At 57.9% G+C, this 19,211-nt stretch carries 14 protein-coding genes and 1 pseudogene; 12 read left to right on the top strand and 3 right to left on the bottom strand.

Features of this window, described 5'->3' with window-relative positions:
* Positions 1-362 precede the first annotated feature (362 nt).
* The 12 genes from BISA_RS08440 (at position 363) to BISA_RS12600 (ending at position 15,555) form a co-directional block, all read left to right on the top strand.
* Positions 363-1,649 carry an adenylosuccinate synthase gene (locus tag BISA_RS08440; protein WP_033891413.1) on the top strand — a complete coding sequence of 429 codons (1,287 nt, stop codon included), beginning with the start codon at positions 363-365 and terminating at the stop codon, positions 1,647-1,649.
* A gap of 41 nt (positions 1,650-1,690) precedes the next feature.
* Entirely contained in the window at positions 1,691-2,659 is a 969-nt protein-coding gene (locus tag BISA_RS08435; protein WP_051917442.1) for a fluoride efflux transporter FluC, read from the top strand.
* Positions 2,659-3,030 carry a fluoride efflux transporter FluC gene (locus BISA_RS08430; RefSeq protein WP_033891412.1) on the top strand — a complete coding sequence of 124 codons (372 nt, stop codon included), beginning with the start codon at positions 2,659-2,661 and terminating at the stop codon, positions 3,028-3,030. The genes BISA_RS08435 and BISA_RS08430 overlap by 1 nt, the downstream gene beginning before the upstream one ends.
* Positions 3,031-3,271: 241 nt before the next feature.
* A complete protein-coding gene (gene gtfA, locus BISA_RS08425) occupies positions 3,272-4,798 on the top strand; it encodes a sucrose phosphorylase (RefSeq protein WP_033891409.1) in 1,527 nt (508 codons plus the stop codon).
* A gap of 504 nt (positions 4,799-5,302) precedes the next feature.
* Positions 5,303-6,484 (top strand): MFS transporter, encoded by a 1,182-nt coding sequence (locus BISA_RS12015; protein ID WP_202806962.1) that lies wholly within the window; start codon positions 5,303-5,305, stop codon positions 6,482-6,484.
* Positions 6,485-6,802: 318 nt separating this feature from the next.
* Positions 6,803-8,452, top strand: a complete 1,650-nt coding sequence (locus BISA_RS08415; RefSeq protein WP_051917440.1) for an MFS transporter — start codon at positions 6,803-6,805, stop codon at positions 8,450-8,452.
* Positions 8,453-8,602: 150 nt separating this feature from the next.
* Positions 8,603-9,652, top strand: a complete 1,050-nt coding sequence (locus BISA_RS08410; RefSeq protein WP_033891407.1) for a LacI family DNA-binding transcriptional regulator — start codon at positions 8,603-8,605, stop codon at positions 9,650-9,652.
* Positions 9,653-10,102: 450 nt separating this feature from the next.
* Positions 10,103-11,491 (top strand): MFS transporter, encoded by a 1,389-nt coding sequence (locus BISA_RS08405; protein WP_051917438.1) that lies wholly within the window; start codon positions 10,103-10,105, stop codon positions 11,489-11,491.
* A 342-nt stretch (positions 11,492-11,833) separates the two neighbouring features.
* A complete protein-coding gene (gene ilvC, locus BISA_RS08400) occupies positions 11,834-12,886 on the top strand; it encodes a ketol-acid reductoisomerase (RefSeq protein WP_033891405.1) in 1,053 nt (350 codons plus the stop codon).
* Between the two features lie 377 nt (positions 12,887-13,263).
* On the top strand, positions 13,264-14,316 hold the full coding sequence (gene ilvC, locus BISA_RS08395) for a ketol-acid reductoisomerase (protein WP_033891404.1): 1,053 nt from the start codon (positions 13,264-13,266) through the stop codon (positions 14,314-14,316).
* A 221-nt stretch (positions 14,317-14,537) separates the two neighbouring features.
* Positions 14,538-14,834: a hypothetical protein gene (locus BISA_RS08390; RefSeq protein ID WP_033891402.1), complete on the top strand. Its 297-nt coding sequence runs from the start codon at positions 14,538-14,540 to the stop codon at positions 14,832-14,834.
* Positions 14,818-15,555 carry a virulence RhuM family protein gene (locus BISA_RS12600; protein WP_081890078.1) on the top strand — a complete coding sequence of 246 codons (738 nt, stop codon included), beginning with the start codon at positions 14,818-14,820 and terminating at the stop codon, positions 15,553-15,555. The genes BISA_RS08390 and BISA_RS12600 overlap by 17 nt, the downstream gene beginning before the upstream one ends.
* Here BISA_RS12600 and BISA_RS08380 read toward each other — a convergent pair.
* The 3 genes and pseudogenes from BISA_RS08380 to BISA_RS12595 form a co-directional block, all read right to left on the bottom strand.
* Positions 15,545-17,359, bottom strand: coding sequence for a glycoside hydrolase family 13 protein (locus BISA_RS08380; RefSeq protein ID WP_033891401.1), 1,815 nt, complete (start codon positions 17,357-17,359; stop codon positions 15,545-15,547). The two genes, BISA_RS12600 and BISA_RS08380, sit on opposite strands and share 11 nt — an antisense overlap.
* Positions 17,360-17,518: 159 nt before the next feature.
* Entirely contained in the window at positions 17,519-18,532 is a 1,014-nt protein-coding gene (locus BISA_RS08375; RefSeq protein ID WP_033891400.1) for a LacI family DNA-binding transcriptional regulator, read from the bottom strand.
* A gap of 472 nt (positions 18,533-19,004) precedes the next feature.
* A pseudogene (locus tag BISA_RS12595) lies at positions 19,005-19,211 on the bottom strand (transposase); the annotation flags it as partial.

Raw genomic sequence — 19,211 nt, 5'->3', positions numbered from 1 at the left:
CAAGAAATTCGGGCAGATAGCCTTAATCGCCCGAATTTCTTGTACTGAGGTGTGGTGAGTGGACATAATTCGGGAGAATAGGCCTAAATTCCGGAATTTCTTGTACTGAGCACAACTCAGTACAAGAAATTTGGGTGGTTGCGGCTGATTTCCCGAATTCTTTGCGCTGGGGAGGGAGGATGCGTTACATCACTAGGAACTTACTGGGTGAGACTGCCCCTTCCACGAGTAGAGGCCGTAAGGTAACCTAGTCCCCGGCGGAAACGTACGTGGAGCCGTACGAACGAGTACGAACGTGTGTAAAAACGCGTGCGAACACGTACCAAGCAACGTACAACAGTGTGCAAATCGGGGAGGCCAACATGCCTGGAATTGTTCTTATTGGTGCCCAGTGGGGCGACGAAGGTAAAGGCAAGGCAACCGATTTGATCGGCACCAAGGTCGATTATGTTGCTCGCTTCAATGGTGGCAACAATGCAGGCCATAGCGTCGTGGTCGGCAATGAATCTTATGCACTGCACCTGCTGCCTTCCGGTATCATCAACCCGCACCTGACTCCGGTGATTGGCAATGGTGTTGTGGTCGATCCGGAAGTGCTGTTTGAGGAGATTGATGGCCTTGAAGCTCGTGGCATCGACTGCTCTCACCTCAAGGTGAGCGAGGCCGCACACATTATTGCTCCGTATCACCGCACGCTTGACAAGGTGACCGAGCGCTTCCTTGGCAAGCACAAGATCGGCACTACCGGCCGTGGCATCGGCCCGGCCTACGCGGATAAGATCAACCGCGTTGGCATCCGTGTGCACGATCTGTTCAATGCCGACCATCTGCACGACAAGGTGGAGGCCAGCCTGCACCAGAAGAACCAGATGTTGGTCAAGCTGTACAACCGTCGCCCGATTGACGTGGACCAGACCACAGAAGAACTGTTGAAGCTCGGCGAACGCCTGAAGCCATACGTTGCCAACACCGGCCTGATTCTTAACAAGGCTCTCGATGAGGGCAAGACCGTGCTGTTCGAAGGCGCTCAGGCCACCATGCTTGACGTGGACCACGGCACCTACCCGTTCGTCACTTCTTCCAACCCGACCGCCGGCGGCGCTTGCACCGGCACGGGCGTTGGTCCCACCAAGATCACTCGCGTGATCGGCGTCTCCAAGGCGTATGTGACCCGTGTGGGCGAAGGTCCATTCCCCACTGAGCTGTTCGATGAGTCCGGCGAATGGTTGCGTCAGCAGGGCCACGAATTCGGCGTGACCACCGGCCGCCCGCGTCGCTGCGGCTGGTTCGATGCCGTCGTGAACCGTTACGCTTCCCAGGTCAACGGCCTGACCGACATCGTGCTAACCAAGCTCGACGTGCTCACCGGTTTGAAGGAAATCCCGATTTGCGTGGCCTATGACGTGGATGGCGAGCGTCACGACGATATGCCGACCGATCAGGCCGCTTTCGCCGCCGCCAAGCCGATTTACGAGACCATGCCGGGTTGGGATGAGGACATTTCCAACTGCCACACGTTCGAGGAGCTGCCCGCTACCTGCCAGGCTTATGTGAAGCGTCTGGAAGAGCTCAGCAACTGCCGCATTTCCGCCATCGGTACCGGCCCGCAGCGCGATCACATCATCTCTGTGCACTCGCTGATCGACTGATTCCGGCTGCCCAGTTCTAGCTTCAGTTGGATACGTGACTTATGTCTGATACCACCAATAACGGTGTGAACACTGGGGTTGTGGGAGCGGCTTCTACTGCTGCTTCCACAACCCCAGTTGCTTCCGTAATCCCTGCAACCGCTGCAGCCCCCACTGCTGAGCCACAGCCCAGCACAATGGAAATTTCCGCGGCTCAGATTCGCGAGCAATCCATGCCCAAGCCTCAAGGTGCCGCCGCGGCCGCACGTCCGCCGCAGATTCCGCTGGCACCAATGAAGAAAATGCAGGCACGATTCAATCCACTGGCAGATGGCATGGTCTATCTTGTGGTGTTCCTCGGCGGCACACTCGGCACGGCAATGCGCTATGGTCTGAGCTTTATTGTGCCAGCCACAGCGCAGCCGCTTGGTTTCTGGCATTCGTTCCATCTGCCCACGTTCATTGCGAACATGTTCGCATGCTTCATCTTCGCATGCCTCAGCTCGTATCTTTCCCAGGCATCGTGGATTCGCAAACGTACTCGTCAGCTCACATCCAAGGGCTTTGGCATGGGCATGTGCGGCGGTTTCTCCACGTTGTCTGCTTTGGCGATAGAGGAGCTGACATCACTGCAGGTCAGTCATACGCTTGGCGCGGTGTTCTATCTGCTGTTCAGCTTTGCCGGTGGCCTTATCATGGCCGCTGCTGGTGCCAAGCTCGGTTTGGTACTGACCACGCGCAAAGCTGGGCGGATTGCTGCTGAAGCATTGCAGCGGCAGCAGGCGCGTGGAGGTTCCGGCCGCCATGTGACCGTTGGCGAGACTGTACTGCTTAGTGCAACCGGCTCGGATGCTTCGGCTGATGAATCTACGACTGCTGCTTCCGTGAATGTTGTGCCCGGAGAGGTGGATGCTCCGGCAGCAGCCCAGGCAACTTCGGTAGCGCCGCCCACCGAGCCATCGTTTGAACCGGATCCCATTACCGATGAGATTCCTCTTACCGGAAATCTGACCACGGGGGAGGCTCACTGATGACTTTCGTGCTGGTATGCCTCTGCGGTGGTCTCGGTGCTACCGCCCGCTTTGTGCTGAATACGTCGATTCAGGAAATGTGGAAGCGACTATTTCCGCTTTCAACCTTTGTTATCAATGTGATTGCTACGTTCTGCGCTGGTTTGGCTGCCGCCGCCTATGCTCAGCAAGTGGTGCCGGAATCCACGTATCTGCTGTTCGTGACCGGTTTCCTTGGTGGTTTTTCCACGTTCTCCACGGCGATTAATGAGATGGTTTCACTGTTCCGCAACCGGCACTTCGGCATGGCTACGTTCTATTTGATTGCGACTATCGTGGTGCCGATTATCTGTGTGACGCTTGGCTGGCTCGTTGGCAGCCTTGTGCACTGAGACAAGCGTTGACTGACTGAAGCCTGTTCGCTATGTGAACCGCACAGCGGACGGGCTTTTTCATTGGTTTTTCTTGTGTTGCAGGAATTTATCGGAGGGGACTTGAACTTTATGTCGAACCGGTTCGACACGCCGGCTGTGTTGGTGAACGATTTACTGCGCCGCTAATATCGAACCGGTTCGATACAGAAGGTGCGCATTCATGCGAAGCAGCGCACCCCGATACAACACAGGAGTTGCAGTGAAGAACAAAGTTCAACTCATCACCTATGCAGATCGTCTCGGCGACGGCACCATCGCCAGCATGACCGACATCCTGCGCACGCGCTTCGATGGCATTTACGACGGCGTGCACATCCTGCCATTCTTCACCCCGTTCGATGGCGCGGACGCCGGCTTCGACCCGATTGACCACACCAAGGTGGACTCTCGCCTCGGCTCATGGGATGACGTGGCCGAGCTCTCCAAGACCCACAACATCATGGTGGATGCCATTGTGAACCATATGAGCTGGGAATCCGCCCAGTTCCAGGACGTGCTCGCCAAGGGTGAGGAATCCGAGTACTACCCGATGTTCCTCACCATGAGCTCCGTGTTCCCGAACGGCGCCACCGAGGAAGACCTGGCCGGCATCTACCGCCCGCGCCCGGGCCTGCCGTTCACCCACTATAAGTTCGCTGGCAAGACCCGCCTGGTGTGGGTCAGCTTCACCCCGCAGCAGGTGGATATTGATACCGACTCCGATAAGGGTTGGGAATACCTGATGTCCATCTTCGATCAGATGGCCGCCAGCCACGTCAGCTACATCCGTCTCGACGCGGTCGGCTACGGCGCCAAGGAAGCCGGCACCAGCTGCTTCATGACCCCGAAGACCTTCAAGCTCATCTCCCGTCTGCGCGAGGAGGGCATGAAGCGCGGTCTCGAAATCCTCATCGAGGTGCACTCCTACTACAAGAAGCAGGTCGAGATCGCCTCCAAGGTGGACCGCGTCTACGACTTCGCGCTGCCGCCGCTGCTTCTGCACTCCCTATTCACAGGCCATGTTGAGCCGGTGGCGCACTGGACCGAGATCCGCCCGAACAATGCCGTCACTGTGCTCGATACGCACGACGGCATCGGCGTGATCGACATCGGCTCCGACCAGCTCGACCGCTCCCTGAAGGGCCTCGTGCCGGATGAGGATGTGGACAACCTGGTCAACACCATCCACGCCAACACCCACGGCGAATCCCAGGCCGCCACCGGTGCCGCCGCATCGAACCTTGATCTTTACCAGGTCAACAGCACGTATTACTCCGCCCTCGGCTGCAACGATCAGCACTACATTGCCGCTCGTGCTGTGCAGTTCTTCCTGCCGGGCGTACCGCAGGTCTACTACGTGGGCGCGCTCGCAGGCAAGAACGATATGGAGCTGCTACGCAAGACCAACAACGGTCGCGATATCAACCGCCACTACTACTCCAAGGCTGAGGTTGACGAAAACCTCGCCCGTCCGGTGGTCAAGGCGCTCAACGCATTGGCCAAGTTCCGCAACGAACTGCCCGCGTTCGATGGCGAGTTCAGCTATGAGGTTGACGGAGACAAGTCCATTACCTTCCGTTGGACTGCCGCCGATGGTGCCTCTGCTGCTGCGCTCACCTTCGAGCCCGGCCGCGGCCTCGGCGTGGATAACACCGAGCCGGTCGCCTCTTTGATCTGGACTGATTCCGCTGGCGAGCATCGCACTGACGATCTGCTGGGCAATCCGCCGGTAGTAGTGCTTTCCTAATCGCACTTGTCGCGCAGAACGTGCGTTTAGGGTGCGGAAATGGGCTGTTTTGCGCGTTTTTCGCGCAAAAAGCACAGGAGAATGAAAGAAAATATCTCGAACCGGTTCGACACGCCGAATCAATTAGGTCAAACGATTGACTTCGCGGTATTATCGAACCGGTTCGAAGCAGACGACACACGAGTCAACGCAGGAGTTGCCGCAAGAGACATCGACAGTCAGGGACATCGCAAGTCTCAATGTCGGAAACACCACAGTTCGCACCACGGTTGCCGCCTTCCACGATCCGCATAACTACAGACGTCATCGAAGAGTCATGTAACCCAACAGCACAGGGAAGAGAATCATGGAAAACACCATCGAAACTGCAGCGGCGCCAAACGCTGAAGCCGCACCAGCAGTCAACAGTAACGAGCTCGACAGCTACGGTCGTCGCCCGTCCGTCCTGGACGTGTTCCGCCTCGGCGCAGGCTTCACCATCAGCCTTATCATCACCGGCATCGTGTGGGTGTCACTGTCCTCCATCCTCGTGCCGCAGCTCGTGGATCAGATCGCCCCGGTCAGCGTGAAGCCTTCATCGGCACCATCAACTCCGTTGGCTCCGTGGTGGCCCTGTTCGCCAACATCATCTTCGGCACCTTCTCCGACCTCACCCGCTCCCGCTGGGGCAAGCGCACGCTGTGGATTATCAGCGGCGGCATCCTGTGCGGCGCCTGCGTAGCCGGCCTGCTCGTCACCAAGTCGTTGCCGCTCATCCTCCTGCTGTGGTGCGGCATGCAGCTGTTCTACAACTGGATGAACGCTCCGTTCGTCGCCACCCTGTCCGACCGTGTGCCGGATAAGTTCCGTGGCTCCGTCTCCTCCTTCATGGGTGCAGGCGGCGTGCTCGGCCAGACCGCTGGCTCCCTGGTCGGTTCCCTGCTCATCAGCAATATTGACCTCGGCTTCACTGTTGGCGCCCTCGGCTTCGCCCTCGTCGGCATCATCGTGGTTGGCATTTGGCCTCGCGAACCCTCCAACGTGGACGAAGAGCGCGAGCCGGTCAGCCTGGGCATGGTGCTCAAGGCCTTCATCCCGCCGCACGGCAAGGGTGCTCGCAACTTCTACTACGCACTGTTCGGCCGCATGATGATGGTCGCCGGCTACCAGATGATCAACGGCTACCTGCTCTACGTGGTCAAGTACTACACCTTCTCCGACTCCGGCTACAACGCTGACCAGCTCAAGACCGCAGCGGCTGGCGTCATCGCCACCATGTCCGTGATCACGATGGTTGTCTCCCTGATCGCAGCCCTCGTCTCCGGCCCGATCTCCGACAAGCTCGGCATGCGTAAGATTCCGGTTGCCGGCGCTAGCGTGCTGTTCGCCATCGGTGCTGCAATGCCGTGGATCTTCCACAACGCATGGGGCATGTACCTGTTCGCCGCCATCGCCGGCTTCGGCTACGGCGTCTACAACGCCATCGACCAGGCTCTGAACGTCTCCATCCTGCCGAACCCGAAGGAAGCTGGTAAGGATCTGGGCGTGCTCAACATGGCCAACACCCTCTCCACCGTGCTGGGCTCCCTGCTCACCTCCGGTGTGGTTATGGCCACCGGTGGCAACTATGGCCTGGTGTTCCCGGTCTGCATCGTGGTGGTGCTCATCGCAGCCTTCCTCATCATGCAGATCAAGGGCATCAAGTAACCCGCTGCCCAACAAGCGAAACTTCTCTCGAAGAATTCCCTAAGCGATCGGCCCGCTCAAGTTCACCCAAAAGGTGAGTGAGCGGGCCGATTTTTTGTCATCGTTGCAACCGAGCCCGCTGCATCATCATGGCGATGTATGAGCGGGGTAGGTCCGGCGTACACTAAACACATGGAAAGTAATCCGCCCGCAGTGCACTGAAGCCAGTGCGTGCGGGCGGTTTTGCATTGCGCTGGATTGCGTGGCTGTGTATAGCGTATGGCTGCGCATGATTGTGCGGGAGAACGTGAGAGTACAGGGAAGAGAAAAGAGCGAACCATGCTGGAACCATATGTGCGCCCGGGCATCGATGATCGCCCCGATTTGGATAAGGCGCTGAGTCCTGAAGATAAAGCCGCCGTGGCTCGATTGGCGGTCAAAAACCGTCGCCGCCCACCGGAAGCCTCCGCTGATCAACCTGAAGCGCAAGCCGTGCGCTTGGCCGCAGCCAGCACTGCCACTGCAGTCGCTGCTGCCGCCAGTGTGGACGCCCCCGCTCCAGACATGTCTTCCGCCTACCTCGATATGCGCGACCCAATGGTGGCCGCCAATGGGGAAAAGCCGGATGCGCGTAAGGTCAGCCGCCTTAACTGGGGCTTCTTCGCCGCGTCTATTCTGGTGGGCGCTCCTTGGGTGGCGCTGAACACTGTGGCCCTGCCCAACGCTGTGGCACGACTTTTCCACTATGACACCACTGCTCTGCAAGTCACCATTAATCCGGTGACCGGCCGCCCGTTCCCGGTGGCCACTGAACTTGCCATGCCGCTGGCTGTGCTGGTCATCGTCGGCGTAGTGGCTGCCGCTCTGCTAACTCCGTTGGTCTCCGCACTGTCTGACCGCACGCGCACCCCGTTTGGACGCCGTACGCCGTGGATGATCGGCGGCGGCATCCTGTGCGCTTTGCTGACTCTGATTCTGGGGCAAGATACCAGCATCGTAGTCATGTGCTTCTTCTGGATACTGATGCAGTTTGCGTATGCGATGCTGTCTTCGCCGCTGGCCAGTGCCATCAGCGAACGCGTGCCAGACAAGTTCCGCCCGCGCGTCGAACGTTGGCATGGCATCGGTGTGATGCTTGCTCAAGCGCTTGGCGTGCTGATGGGTGCGTTCGGTGTGATGTTCGACTCCTATGCGCCATTCGTATACGTCGCTGTGATGTTTGCGCTCTCCGGTATTGCTGCCGCACTGATCCTGCCTCGCGAGCCATCCAGCACCGAGCTGCCGCGCCAACGTTTTGATAGCAGTCAGGTACTTGATCAGTTGCGCCCGCCTACTGGTGCGCCTGCGTTCGCCCGCGTATTCACCGCCCGCGCATGCATGATGACTGGCGTTGGCCTGACCAGTGTATTCCTGTGGTATCTTGTGCGCTTCTGGGTGTATGGCAAGGCTGTGCAGCTCACTTCAGCGCCGCTGACCATTCCGGCTGGATTCCTGATTTCCGCTATGGCCATCGCCACACTGATCGGTGCCGCATTGGCATCATGGTCTGCGGCACCTATTTCGGAGACTATTGAATCCCGTGGCATCCGCACGTCCGTTGTGGTGGCTGCCTCCTGCCTGACATACGCGGTGGGGCTTGGCGTCGCTTGGGGTCTGGGCGTTTGGTCTACCGGCGCCGCGCGCGAAAACGGCATGATTCTATTCGCGCTCATCTCCGGATTCGCGTTCGGCATTTACGATGCACTTGGCCTCGAACTGGTGATGGATGCACTGCCCGATCCGCGCAACGCTGGCCATGATCTTGGTGTCTATGCGCTCGCCAACTCCGCAGGTCTCGCACTGGCCGCCATTATTGGTGCGGTGCTGGTGAACGCGTTCGCTCATTCCTTCGGCTATTACCTGCTGTTCCCGGCCGGTATCGTCATGGTGCTGCTTGCTGGCATCGTGACGCTGATTGGAGGCGAACAAATCGAGGAAACCAAGGAATAACGCGAATACGTTTTTCTACAGAATGCGCTCCTTCGTGGGGCGCATTTTTTGTTTTGTGCTAGCCGCGGAATAAAACCGGTTCGAGTACACTAGGTTGCAGCGTGACGCTGGTAGTGATGGGGAAGAAGACCGAACCGATGGAGGCGAAGTATGGTTGGCATGCGCGACGTGGCTAAGGAAGCTGGTGTATCTGTTAGCACTGTTTCGTTGGTGGTCAATAAAACCGGCTACGTTTCGGATGATATGCGTGCCAAGGTCGAAGCGGCAATGCAGTCACTCAACTACATTCCCAACGAACTGGCTCGTAACCTGTATCGCAATCGCACGAACACTATCGGCGTTATCGTGCCCACCATTCTCCATCCATTCTTCGCTGCGCTCACCGCTCATTTGCAGCGCGAATTTGCCGGCCGCGGACTCAAAACCCTGCTGTGCTCTACTGCCGATGCTGCCACCGGTGAGAGCGAATACGTGAACATGCTGCAGCGTCACATGATGGACGGCATCATCATGACCGCTCACACTGAGCATCAGCCTGACTATTGGACCTCCATCCGTCGCCCGATCGTGGCATTCGACCGCATTCTGGGAGAAGGAGTACCTTCCGTGCGGTCCGATCATGAAGCTGGAGGCCGCGCCATCGCACGCCAGCTGATTGACTCAGGCGCACGCCACGTAGTGCTCGTCGGCGGCCCGCGCTCGCAGTTTACTGAAGGCACCACGTTCCCCACGGTTCGCTATCACCTGACGGTGGAACATATGCTGGCTGATGCCGGCATTGCTTGCGATTATGTGGAAGCCGGAGCTGTTACGGATGTAGTGGCTCACGAAGCCACCGCCACCGCGATTTTCGAGCGCTACCCTGACGTGGATGCCATCGTCGGCTCAGATGTGGTTGCAGCAATGGCTTTGCAGGAAGCCGGACGCCGAGGCATCCAAGTGCCTACTGATTTGCAGATTATCGCGTATGACGGCACTATGGCTGCCGAACTGGCAGGCAAGCGACTGACTATGGTGCGTCAGGATTTCCCCGCGATTGCTGCTGCGCTGGCTGAGCAGATGGACCGGCAGATTGAAGCCGAGAATAAGCCGAGCCGTGGCTCGCAATCCGAGAGTGCTGGCCAGAGCGGCGCTGATGACCCTGTGCAGCTCGGGCAGATAGTGCCGGTATCGTTCATCGCTGGTGAAACCACGCGGTAGGCCCATCCGCTCTGTCCACAATGTGAACCTTTGCTAGATTGGCGAGCGGAGCGAACCTATCTTAGCTTTCCAGTTCGGGTCAAACGGACCCGCTCAATACCGAAAGGAGGCCACGCGATGACTGGATTCAATGCTTCTGCGTTTGTATCCGCACGAATTATTAGCCCGTCTTCGCTGGCGGACTAATTCGGCATGATGCTTGAAGCCCCGTCAACGAAGGCAGGGCCAATCAAGCTGACACAATCGGTAAGGCCCTGCATGATGCGGGGCTTTTTTGTTGCGCTCACAAGGCTTACGGCAAACCCCGCAGACGGTAACAGCGGTGGATAGCAAGCAGTAACAAGCAAGACAACATATACGTAATGCAGTGTGAAACAGTTCGTGAAACACTGCGGAACAGTCGCCCTCGCAAGTTGGGTCAGCGCAGGGCGAGAACCAACAGGAGTAATAATGACTGCAGCTCTCGAAGAGAACGGTCTGGAACAGGCTGCCGGCGCGGCAAGCGCAGCAGCCGGTAAAGCCGCCGCTATGGTTCGCGATTCGGTCAAAACCGTGATCGCGGCATCAATGGTCGGCACCGCCATCGAATTCTATGATTTCTACGCCTACGGTACTGCCGCGGCAAACTACTTCCCGCACATCTTCTTCTCCGACAAGGCCAACCCGACCGTGGCCCTGCTGATGAGTCTGCTGACCTTCGCCATCGCGTTCATCGCCCGCCCGCTCGGCTCGCTGGTCTTCGGTCACTTTGGCGATCGCATGGGCCGCAAGACCACGCTGGTCGTCTCCCTGATGACTATGGGTGTGGGCACCTTCCTCATCGGCTGCCTGCCTACCTATGAACAGGCTGGCGTCTTTGCGGTTGCCGTGCTGTGCCTGCTGCGTTTTGTGCAGGGCATTGGCCTGGGCGGCGAATGGTCCGGTGCTGCCCTGGTGGCCACCGAGAACGCGCCGGAAAACAAGCGCGCGCTTTACGGTTCCTTCCCGGAGCTCGGTGCGCCGATTGGCTTCTTCCTGTCCAACGGCACCTACTTCGTACTCGAATCCTTCAATGACCAGGATGCAATGCTGTCTTGGGGATGGCGCGTGCCGTTCCTGCTCTCCGCAGTGCTGGTGATCGTTGGCCTTGTGGTTCGTGTTCACATGGAGGAGACCCCAATCTTCCGTATGGCTCAGGAGCAGAAGAAGGTTGTGAAGTCCCCGCTGGCCGAGGTCTTCCGCAAGTCTTGGCGTCAGGTGCTGCAGGCCACCTTCCTTGTGGCTGTGACCTACACGCTGTTCTACACGCTTGCTACCTGGTCCCTCGCATGGGGCACCAAGGATACCGCGAACGGCGGCGGCAACCTGGGCTTCACCAACCAGGAATACCTGCTCATGCTCATGATCTCCATCTGCGTGTTCGCCTTGTTCATCGTGCTTTCCTGCCTCTACGCGGATAAGATCGGCCGCCGCCGCGTGCTTACCTTCTCCTCCTGCGCACTCGTGGTCTTCGCCCTGCTCTTCCCGTTCCTGCTGGACGGCCAGCTCGTGGGCCAGAAGAACTTCGCCGCCAACATGGCCTTCCTGTGCATCGGCTTCGCGCTGATGGGCATTGCCTTCGGTCCGATTGGTGCCTTCCTGCCTGAGCTGTTCGATGCCAATGTGCGCTACTCCGGCTCTGGCATCGGCTACAACCTGGCCGCCATCGTTGGCGCCGCCTTCGTGCCGACCATCGCCACCTGGCTGTCCCACAACTGGGGCGTGCACTCCGTGGGCCTCTACCTCGGCGTGATGGCCGTGTGCTGCCTGGTTGCCGTGCTGACGTGCCGTGAAACTAAGGACGTTGACTTTACAAAGTAAAGTCAACGGCTGCCGATCGACCTTCGTTCGGCTATCGCCTCTCTCAGGCGTCGCCTACAAACAGTCCACTGGACTGTTTGCTTAACGGCTCCGCACAGACGTTGATTTCACCAAGTGAAATCCACCCAAATCCACCCAAATTTATAACTAAAAATTTCGGTTCACAACGTGAAAAATTTAAGGGTCACAACGTGAACCCCTTGCGGACTTTCCCGAACGAACAGGACTAAACCTGCATATCGGAAAAGCCCACAAGGAAAACCACAGAAGTTTTCTGCACAAGCAGAAGCAGTAATCAATACTCACCCCATAAATAAACAATAGATATAAAGGAGCGCCAAAATGGCAGCAACTATCTGGTACGAGAAGGACGCCGATCTGTCCGTGTTCGATGGCAAGAAGGTCGCCATCCTGGGCTACGGCTCTCAGGGCCACGCACATGCACTGAACCTGCGTGACTCCGGTGTCGACGTGGTCGTCGGCCTGCGTCCTACCTCCAAGTCCGTTGAGTTCGCCAAGGAGCAGGGCCTGGAAGTCAAGTCCGTCCCGGAAGCCGTCGCTGAGGCTGACGTTGTTATGATCCTTCTGCCTGATCAGTACCAGGCCAAGGTTTACAAGGAAGACGTTGAGCCGAACCTGAAGCCGGGCGCTGCTCTGGCCTTCGCTCACGGCTTCAACATTCATTACGGCTACATCAAGCCGTCTGAGGATCACCCGGTCTTCATGGTCGCTCCGAAGGGCCCGGGCCACATCGTTCGTCGTGAGTACGCCGCTGGCCGTGGCGTCCCGGTCGTCGTCGCTGTCGAGCAGGATCCGGATGGCAAGACCTGGCCGCTGTGCCTGGCTTACGCCAAGGCTCTGGGCGCTCTGCGTGCAGGTGCCATCAAGACCACCTTCACCGAGGAGACCGAGACCGATCTGTTCGGCGAGCAGGACGTCCTCATGGGCGGCATCAACCACCTGTGCGACATGGGCTTCGACGTGCTGACCGAGGCTGGCTACCAGCCGGAGATCGCTTACTTCGAGGTGTTCCACGAGCTGAAGATGCTGGTCGACCTCGCTAACGAGGGTGGTCTGAACAAGGCTCGTTGGTCCTGCTCTGACACCGCTCAGTACGGCGACTACACCTCCACGGTTATCACCGAGGAGACCAAGAAGCGCATGGAATACCAGCTCAAGCGCATTCAGGATGGCTCCTTCGCCAAGGAGTTCATGGATGACCAGGCTGCCGGCGCTCCGAAGTTCAAGAAGCTGCAGGAAGAGTACTCTCACCCGCACCTCGAGACCGTTGGTCCGAAGCTGCGCGCTATGTTCTCCTGGAACAACGACGCTGCCAAGGACAAGGACGAGACTGAGTCCTTCAACGGCAAGATCGCTCGTACCCAGGTTCAGTGAGATTAGCTGATTAGTTATATCCCCGCACACTTTTGCTTGTTTGCTCAAGTGTGCGGGGATTTTTTGTGCATTTCCGCGCGCGATGGTTATTGAGAATGATTCGCTGCGGTGTATTTTCTGCCAAATACTGAGAAAATGTCCAAATGCGCGCAAAAGTCGAAGAGTGAACTGGCTCACGTTGTGGACGGGAGCCAAGCGCAGGCCGGCTTCTCGATAGGATAGAGCTCAGTTTCCGGGTCGCGCTCACAAGGCGACACCCGCCACGCTTGAGATAGTTCGGTTACCCCCGAACGCCCCAAACGCGCACATCATGCGCAACCAACAACACCGTGTGTCGGCAAGAATGCCGGTACGCAAGCTTTACAAGGAGTGCTTTAATGGCTGCACAAATTTGGTATGAAAACGACGGTGATCTCTCTGTGCTCGAAGGCAAGAAGGTTGCCATCATCGGCTACGGTTCCCAGGGCCACGCTCACGCGCTGAACCTGCGTGACTCCGGCGTTGACGTGGTCGTCGGCCTGCGCCCGACTTCCAAGTCCGTTGAGTTTGCCAAGGAGCAGGGCCTCGAGGTCAAGTCCGTGCCGGAGGCCGCTGCTGAGGCTGACGTCATCATGATTCTGGCTCCTGACCAGTACCAGCGCAACATCTGGAAGGACGACATCGAGCCGAACATTAAGCCGGGCGCTGCCGTCGCTTTCGCTCACGGCTTCAACATCCACTACGGCTACATTAAGCCGTCTGAGGATCACCCGGTCTTCATGGTCGCTCCGAAGGGCCCGGGCCACATTGTGCGTCGTGAGTACGCTGCTGGCCGTGGCGTGCCGGTCGTGGTGGCCGTCGAGCAGGATCCGCGCGGTGACGGCTGGGACATCACCCTGGCTTACGCCAAGGCTCTGGGTGCTCTGCGCGCAGGCGCCATCAAGACCACCTTCAAGGAGGAGACCGAGACCGATCTCTTCGGCGAGCAGAACGTGCTCATGGGTGGCGTGAACAAGCTCGTCGAGATGGGCTTCGAGGTCCTGACCGACGCTGGCTACCAGCCGGAGATTGCTTACTTCGAGGTCTGCCACGAGCTGAAGATGCTCGTCGACCTGATGAACGAGGGTGGTCTGAACAAGGCTCGTTGGTCCTGCTCCGACACCGCTCAGTACGGCGACTACACCAACACCGTGATCAACGAGGACTGCCGCAAGCGCATGGAATACCACCTGCAGCGCATCCAGGACGGCTCCTTCGCCAAGGAGTTCATCGACGATCAGGATGCCGGCGCTCCGCACTTCAAGGAGCTGCAGGAGAAGTACTCCAACGAGCGCATCGAGACCGTTGGCCCGAAGCTGCGCGCCATGTTCTCCTGGAACAAGGATGGCGTCAAGGATGCCGACGAAGCCAACTCCTTCACCGGCAAGATCGCTCGCGCCCAGGTTCAGTGAGCTTCGCTGGTTAGAGCCCGCTCTTTCAGACCTCTTTATTGAAGCGATCCGTCGCCACAAGCGACTGATGACTAAGAGAGTTAGGTCTGCATAAAACGCATAACAAAGGCCGCCGCCCGATGATTCGGGTTGGCGGCCTTTACGTATGCTGGTTTATTTTGCATGCTCCTCGCTCATTTCGCCTATGGAAGAATATTCAACCTTTACTGTAGTCTAGATGCATGGCAGTTAAGGGCAGGCAATGGAGCGAACTGGAACGACTGACGGCAGAGTATTTCGCGCGACTTCGTGAGGAGTCGGACGATGCTCCGTCGTATCGCCGGATTGGTGCCGGTACGAATATGACGCATAGTCGCGTCATTGACATTCTTCGGCAGAGAAATGGCACCCCAACATTGCTGGAATTCGCTTCGCTGTGCCGATTCTTCGGCAAAGACCCTGCTGACGTGCTTCGCGAACTGGAACAGGAAACGGATTTTCTTTCGAAAGGGGATGTGCATCATGAGCGAGAAGAATGATTCGGAGAGTTTGAACTCCGAAGTAGAGGCCAACGTCGTTCTCTATCAGGATGGTGATCGCAACGTGCCGGTTCAAGTTCGGTACGAAGACGAGACATTCTGGTTGACGCAAAAGGCTATGGCAGAGCTGTTTGATGTCAATGTGCCTAATATCTCAAAACATCTATCTCATATTTACGAAGAAGGTGAGTTAGATGAAGACGCAACTATTTCCAAAATGGAAATAGTTCGTCAGGAAGGCAGTCGCAAGGTCCGCAGAGAGGTAGTGTTCTATAACCTCGACGCCATTATCGCAGTCGGTTATCGCGTCAACAGTATGAAGGCCACGCGTTTCCGCCAATGGGCCACAAAAACGCTGCGCGAGTACATCATTAAAGGATTCGTGCGGAGTTCCATAAGTTCAATGATGCGCAGCTCTCTGATTTCGACCGTTTCGTGCAGGAGGTTGAGCATCGCCAATAACAAAGGCCGCCGCCCGATGATTCGGGTTGGCGGCCTTAGTTTGTTGTGGCGTGTGCCACGTGCCACAACAGTGCATTTTGACTATTCTCACGCTGACGTGGCACGCTGCTTTGCCACATCAGCACATCAAACGATTATTTGCGCTGATGTGGCAACGGTTTTAGCCGTTGTGCGTTGGACCCTCATCGGAGGCCGTGCCACGTCAACGTATTTCAGCTATTTTTGCGCTGGCGTGGCACGCCACTTGCCTAGCGAATAATCCAGGCGGAGGTGTCGGTTGGGAGCTTGCCGTCGGCGGTGAGCGGGGCAGAGGTGAGCACTACGTCACCCTCGGGCAGAGCCAGCGGAGTCGCGCCGAAGTTCGTCACCGAGGTGAATGTGCGGCCTTCGGTTGCGCGGCGCGTGTAAGCCACTGCGTCATCGCCCATGTCAACTTGGGTCGCAGTCGTATCGCGCGTGGCGGTCAGCTGCTGCTGGCGAATCTCCAGAGCGGTGCGGTACAAGGTGTACATCGAATCGGGATCGGCTTGCTCTACGTCAGCGCAATAATCCTTAAACCACAGCGGTTGCGGCAGATGTGGATCGGCTGCCGGTGTTCTACCATCGGCATAGACGGCAGGGGAGAAGCCGAACGATGCCCCTGTGCCGAACTGGCCTGCTGCACACAGCGGCACATGATTCTCTCCGGTACCGTCATCGGCCGGCTTAGGCAGACTGAAATCAGCGAGCTTCGGCTCGTCGGATGCGGTCCACGGCAACGGCACGCGGCAGCCATCACGCCCCTTATCCATCGTGGCCTGATTGGTGTGGAAAGCAGTTGGGTCCTCCAAGTGATCCCACGGAATATCGGCCACTTCGAACAGGCCGAGCTCCTCGCCCTGGTACACGTAAGCGGCACCGGGCAGTCCGAGCTCCATTAGTGCGGCGGCGCGTGCACGGCGGGTACCCAGTTCGCGGTTCTCCGGGTACGTTGCACCGTTGCGCAGCAGCCAGTCGTGCGGCAGCTGGTGATATGGCGCGCCCTTGACTTGCGGCAGACCATAGCGGGAGGGGCTACGCGGCACATCGTGGTTGTTCATCACCCACGTGGTGGTGGAGCCATTGGTTTCGGCGGCGGCCTTGAGGCCGGAGGCGATGGCCTCGCGGAACTCGTCGGCGAACCAGTTGGCCTCGGCGAAATCGAAGTTGAAGGACTGGCCCAGCTCGTCCATCGAGGCATACAGGTGCTGATGCTCGGGCACCACCCAGGCCTCGGCCACGGCGAAACGCGGCGGATTGTATTCGTTGAAGACCTGGCGCCACTCGCGGTAGATGTCATGCACTTCGCGGCGGTCGAACAGCGGGTGGGAGAAGTCGTGGCAAAGCACGCCGACTACGTTGTATTCGCGACCGAGCTCCTCGAGCGGTTTGGACTCAAGGTCCTTGGCCAGGCCGTGAGCCACATCGATGCGGAAACCATCCGTGCCGTGGTCGGACCAGAAGCGCAGCGTTTTCTTGAATTCCTCGTGGATGTCCGGATTCTTCCAGTTCACGTCAGGCTGGGCCTTGTCGAACAGGTGCAGGTACCACTGGCCGTCCGCCACGCGAGCCCAGGCCGGCCCGCCAAAGAAGGATTGCCAATCGTTCGGCGGCAATTCGCCGTGCGTCCCGCGGCCTTCGCGGAAGATATAGCGGTCTCGTGCAGGGGAACCAGGCTTGCTGGCCAATGCTTCCTGGAAGAAGACGTGCTTGTCTGAAGTGTGGTTCGGCACGATGTCAACAATGACCTTGATGCCGGCTGCGTGCGCGGTTTTGGCCATTTCGTCGAAATCAGCCATAGTGCCAAGGCGTGGGTCGACGTTGCGGTAGTCGATCACGTCGTAGCCGCCGTCGGCCAGATCGGATGGGTAGAACGGGGAAAGCCAGATGGCGTCTACGCCGAGGTGCTGGAGGTAGTCCATCTTTTCGGTGACGCCGGCGATGTCGCCGAGGCCGTCGCCGTTGACGTCCTTAAAGCTGCGCGGGTAGATCTGGTAGACGACTGCCTGCTTCCACCAGTCGTCATTAAGGTTGTTGGCGGTCATAATGGGCTCCTTTTGCACATTGCTGCGGATGTATGGGTGAGTGCGTGTGCGCTTCATTGCTATGCCATGACAACGATATCATGAATATGTACAAAAAAGAAATTAATGATTGCAGCGCGTTGCATGGCAACGTAGTCAAAGCAATGATTGTTTATATGATTACGCGCGCGGCGGAGCAGTGGTCTCACGCAGCATCAACGGAGCATCCGGCTTCTGGAACGCCGGCTCGATAGACTTGCCGGCAATCGCATCCAGCGCCATCTGGGCTGCGGTGGCACCCATTGCGAATGGGTTCTGATGCAATGTGGTCAGTCCCACGTCCTGTGCCATATCCAAATCGTCAAAGCCGATGATGGAAACATCCTGAGGTATGCGGCGGCCGTACTGGCGCAAACGGAACAGCGCTGGCAGCGCCATCTGATCGTCCTCAAAGCAGAATGCGGTCACGTCGGCCGGAGCGGTAAGTACTGCGTTCAATACAGCGCTGGCTTCCATCTCGTTGCGCGGTACCTGTAGATGCGTCACCGTGACGTCCGGATGCGCTGCAGCGGCATCCAGCAGACCTTGCAGGCGCGCCTCAGCGCTGTATTTCATGCTGGTCACGATGGTTTCGCCGCCCGCAAAGGCGATATGACGATGACCGAGGGCGATGAGATGTTCGATGGCGGAGCGGGTGGCTGCGCGGTCGTCGATGCTGACGCCGGCATCGAATCCTTCATTGGAAGGAATGTTGATGCCGATGATCGGCACGTGCATGTGCTTGAGCCGTTCGACCTCGGCAGGCTCGATGTTGAAGGAGCTGACCACCACGGCGTCGGCATTGCGGCGCACTGGCAAATCCTCGAAGAACGCTTGGCGCTCGCCCGCATTGCGCATCGGGTAGGGCACGGTGTCGTAACCGGCCGGGCGAAGCACCGAGTCAAGGCCGGCGAAAATATTGGCATTGAACCATGTGGTGATGGTTTCGCTTGCCAGCAGCGCGATGCGGAATGACTGCCCGGATTTCAGAGCGGCTGCCGAGCGGGAGACCGAATAATCCAACTTTTCGGCAGCGGCCATCACCTTGTCGCGGGTTTCAGGAAGCACCAGATCCGGTTTGGCAAAAGTGCGGGACACGGTGGATACGGAGACGCCAGCTTCGCGAGCCACCGCCTGAATGCTTGCCTTGGTCATTGGAACCGCCTTCGCCATTTTGCTCGCCTGTGCGAGTTTGTCATGTTTGCACTATGCCATCATTGCTGTGACAACGATATCATGCATGGTTCATAAGTGCGTCAGACGGCTGCAGAGAGGCTGACGATGATGTATAAACCGTGGCGGCAGATACTAAGAACGTGATTGACAACGCTTGCAACTTTGTGATGATGAATTGCGATGTGCAATTCTTTTCATTGTGCTCTTCCTTATGTGATTATTGATCTTCAATAAATGGCTCCGCATACGTATGCAAGACAAATGCGCAGAAATGAAGTGGGGCATATATGTGGCGATTATCTACAAAATACTGCAATTGCATGAATTTATTCGTATGACTGATGGGGGCTATTGTGATTTTTCTCCCGAACTATAGACATGCCGAGTGTAATTATGACAACGTTTGCTATATACTTTTTCGGCCTTTCGCTGTTTGGTGTGGGTGGGTCTGTCAGGTGGTGACGGTGCTGAGGTCGAGTTTGCCGCAGGTCAGGTAGATCATGGTGCTGAAGTAGCCCATGTTCTTGAATCCGCGGGCTCGGGTCTTGACGTTCTGGATGACGCTGTTGAGTCCTTCGAGGATCGCGTTGGTGTAGGGGTGGTCGAAGTAGGCGAGGATGTCCGCCAGTGGCGGCGTATCTGGCGGGCGAACTCTTCA

The organism is Bifidobacterium saguini DSM 23967 (assembly GCF_000741715.1).
Taxonomy (GTDB): domain Bacteria; phylum Actinomycetota; class Actinomycetes; order Actinomycetales; family Bifidobacteriaceae; genus Bifidobacterium; species Bifidobacterium saguini.
The sequence above is the reverse complement of the archived record's forward strand: the minus strand, read 5'-3'. Positions and strand labels throughout refer to the sequence as shown.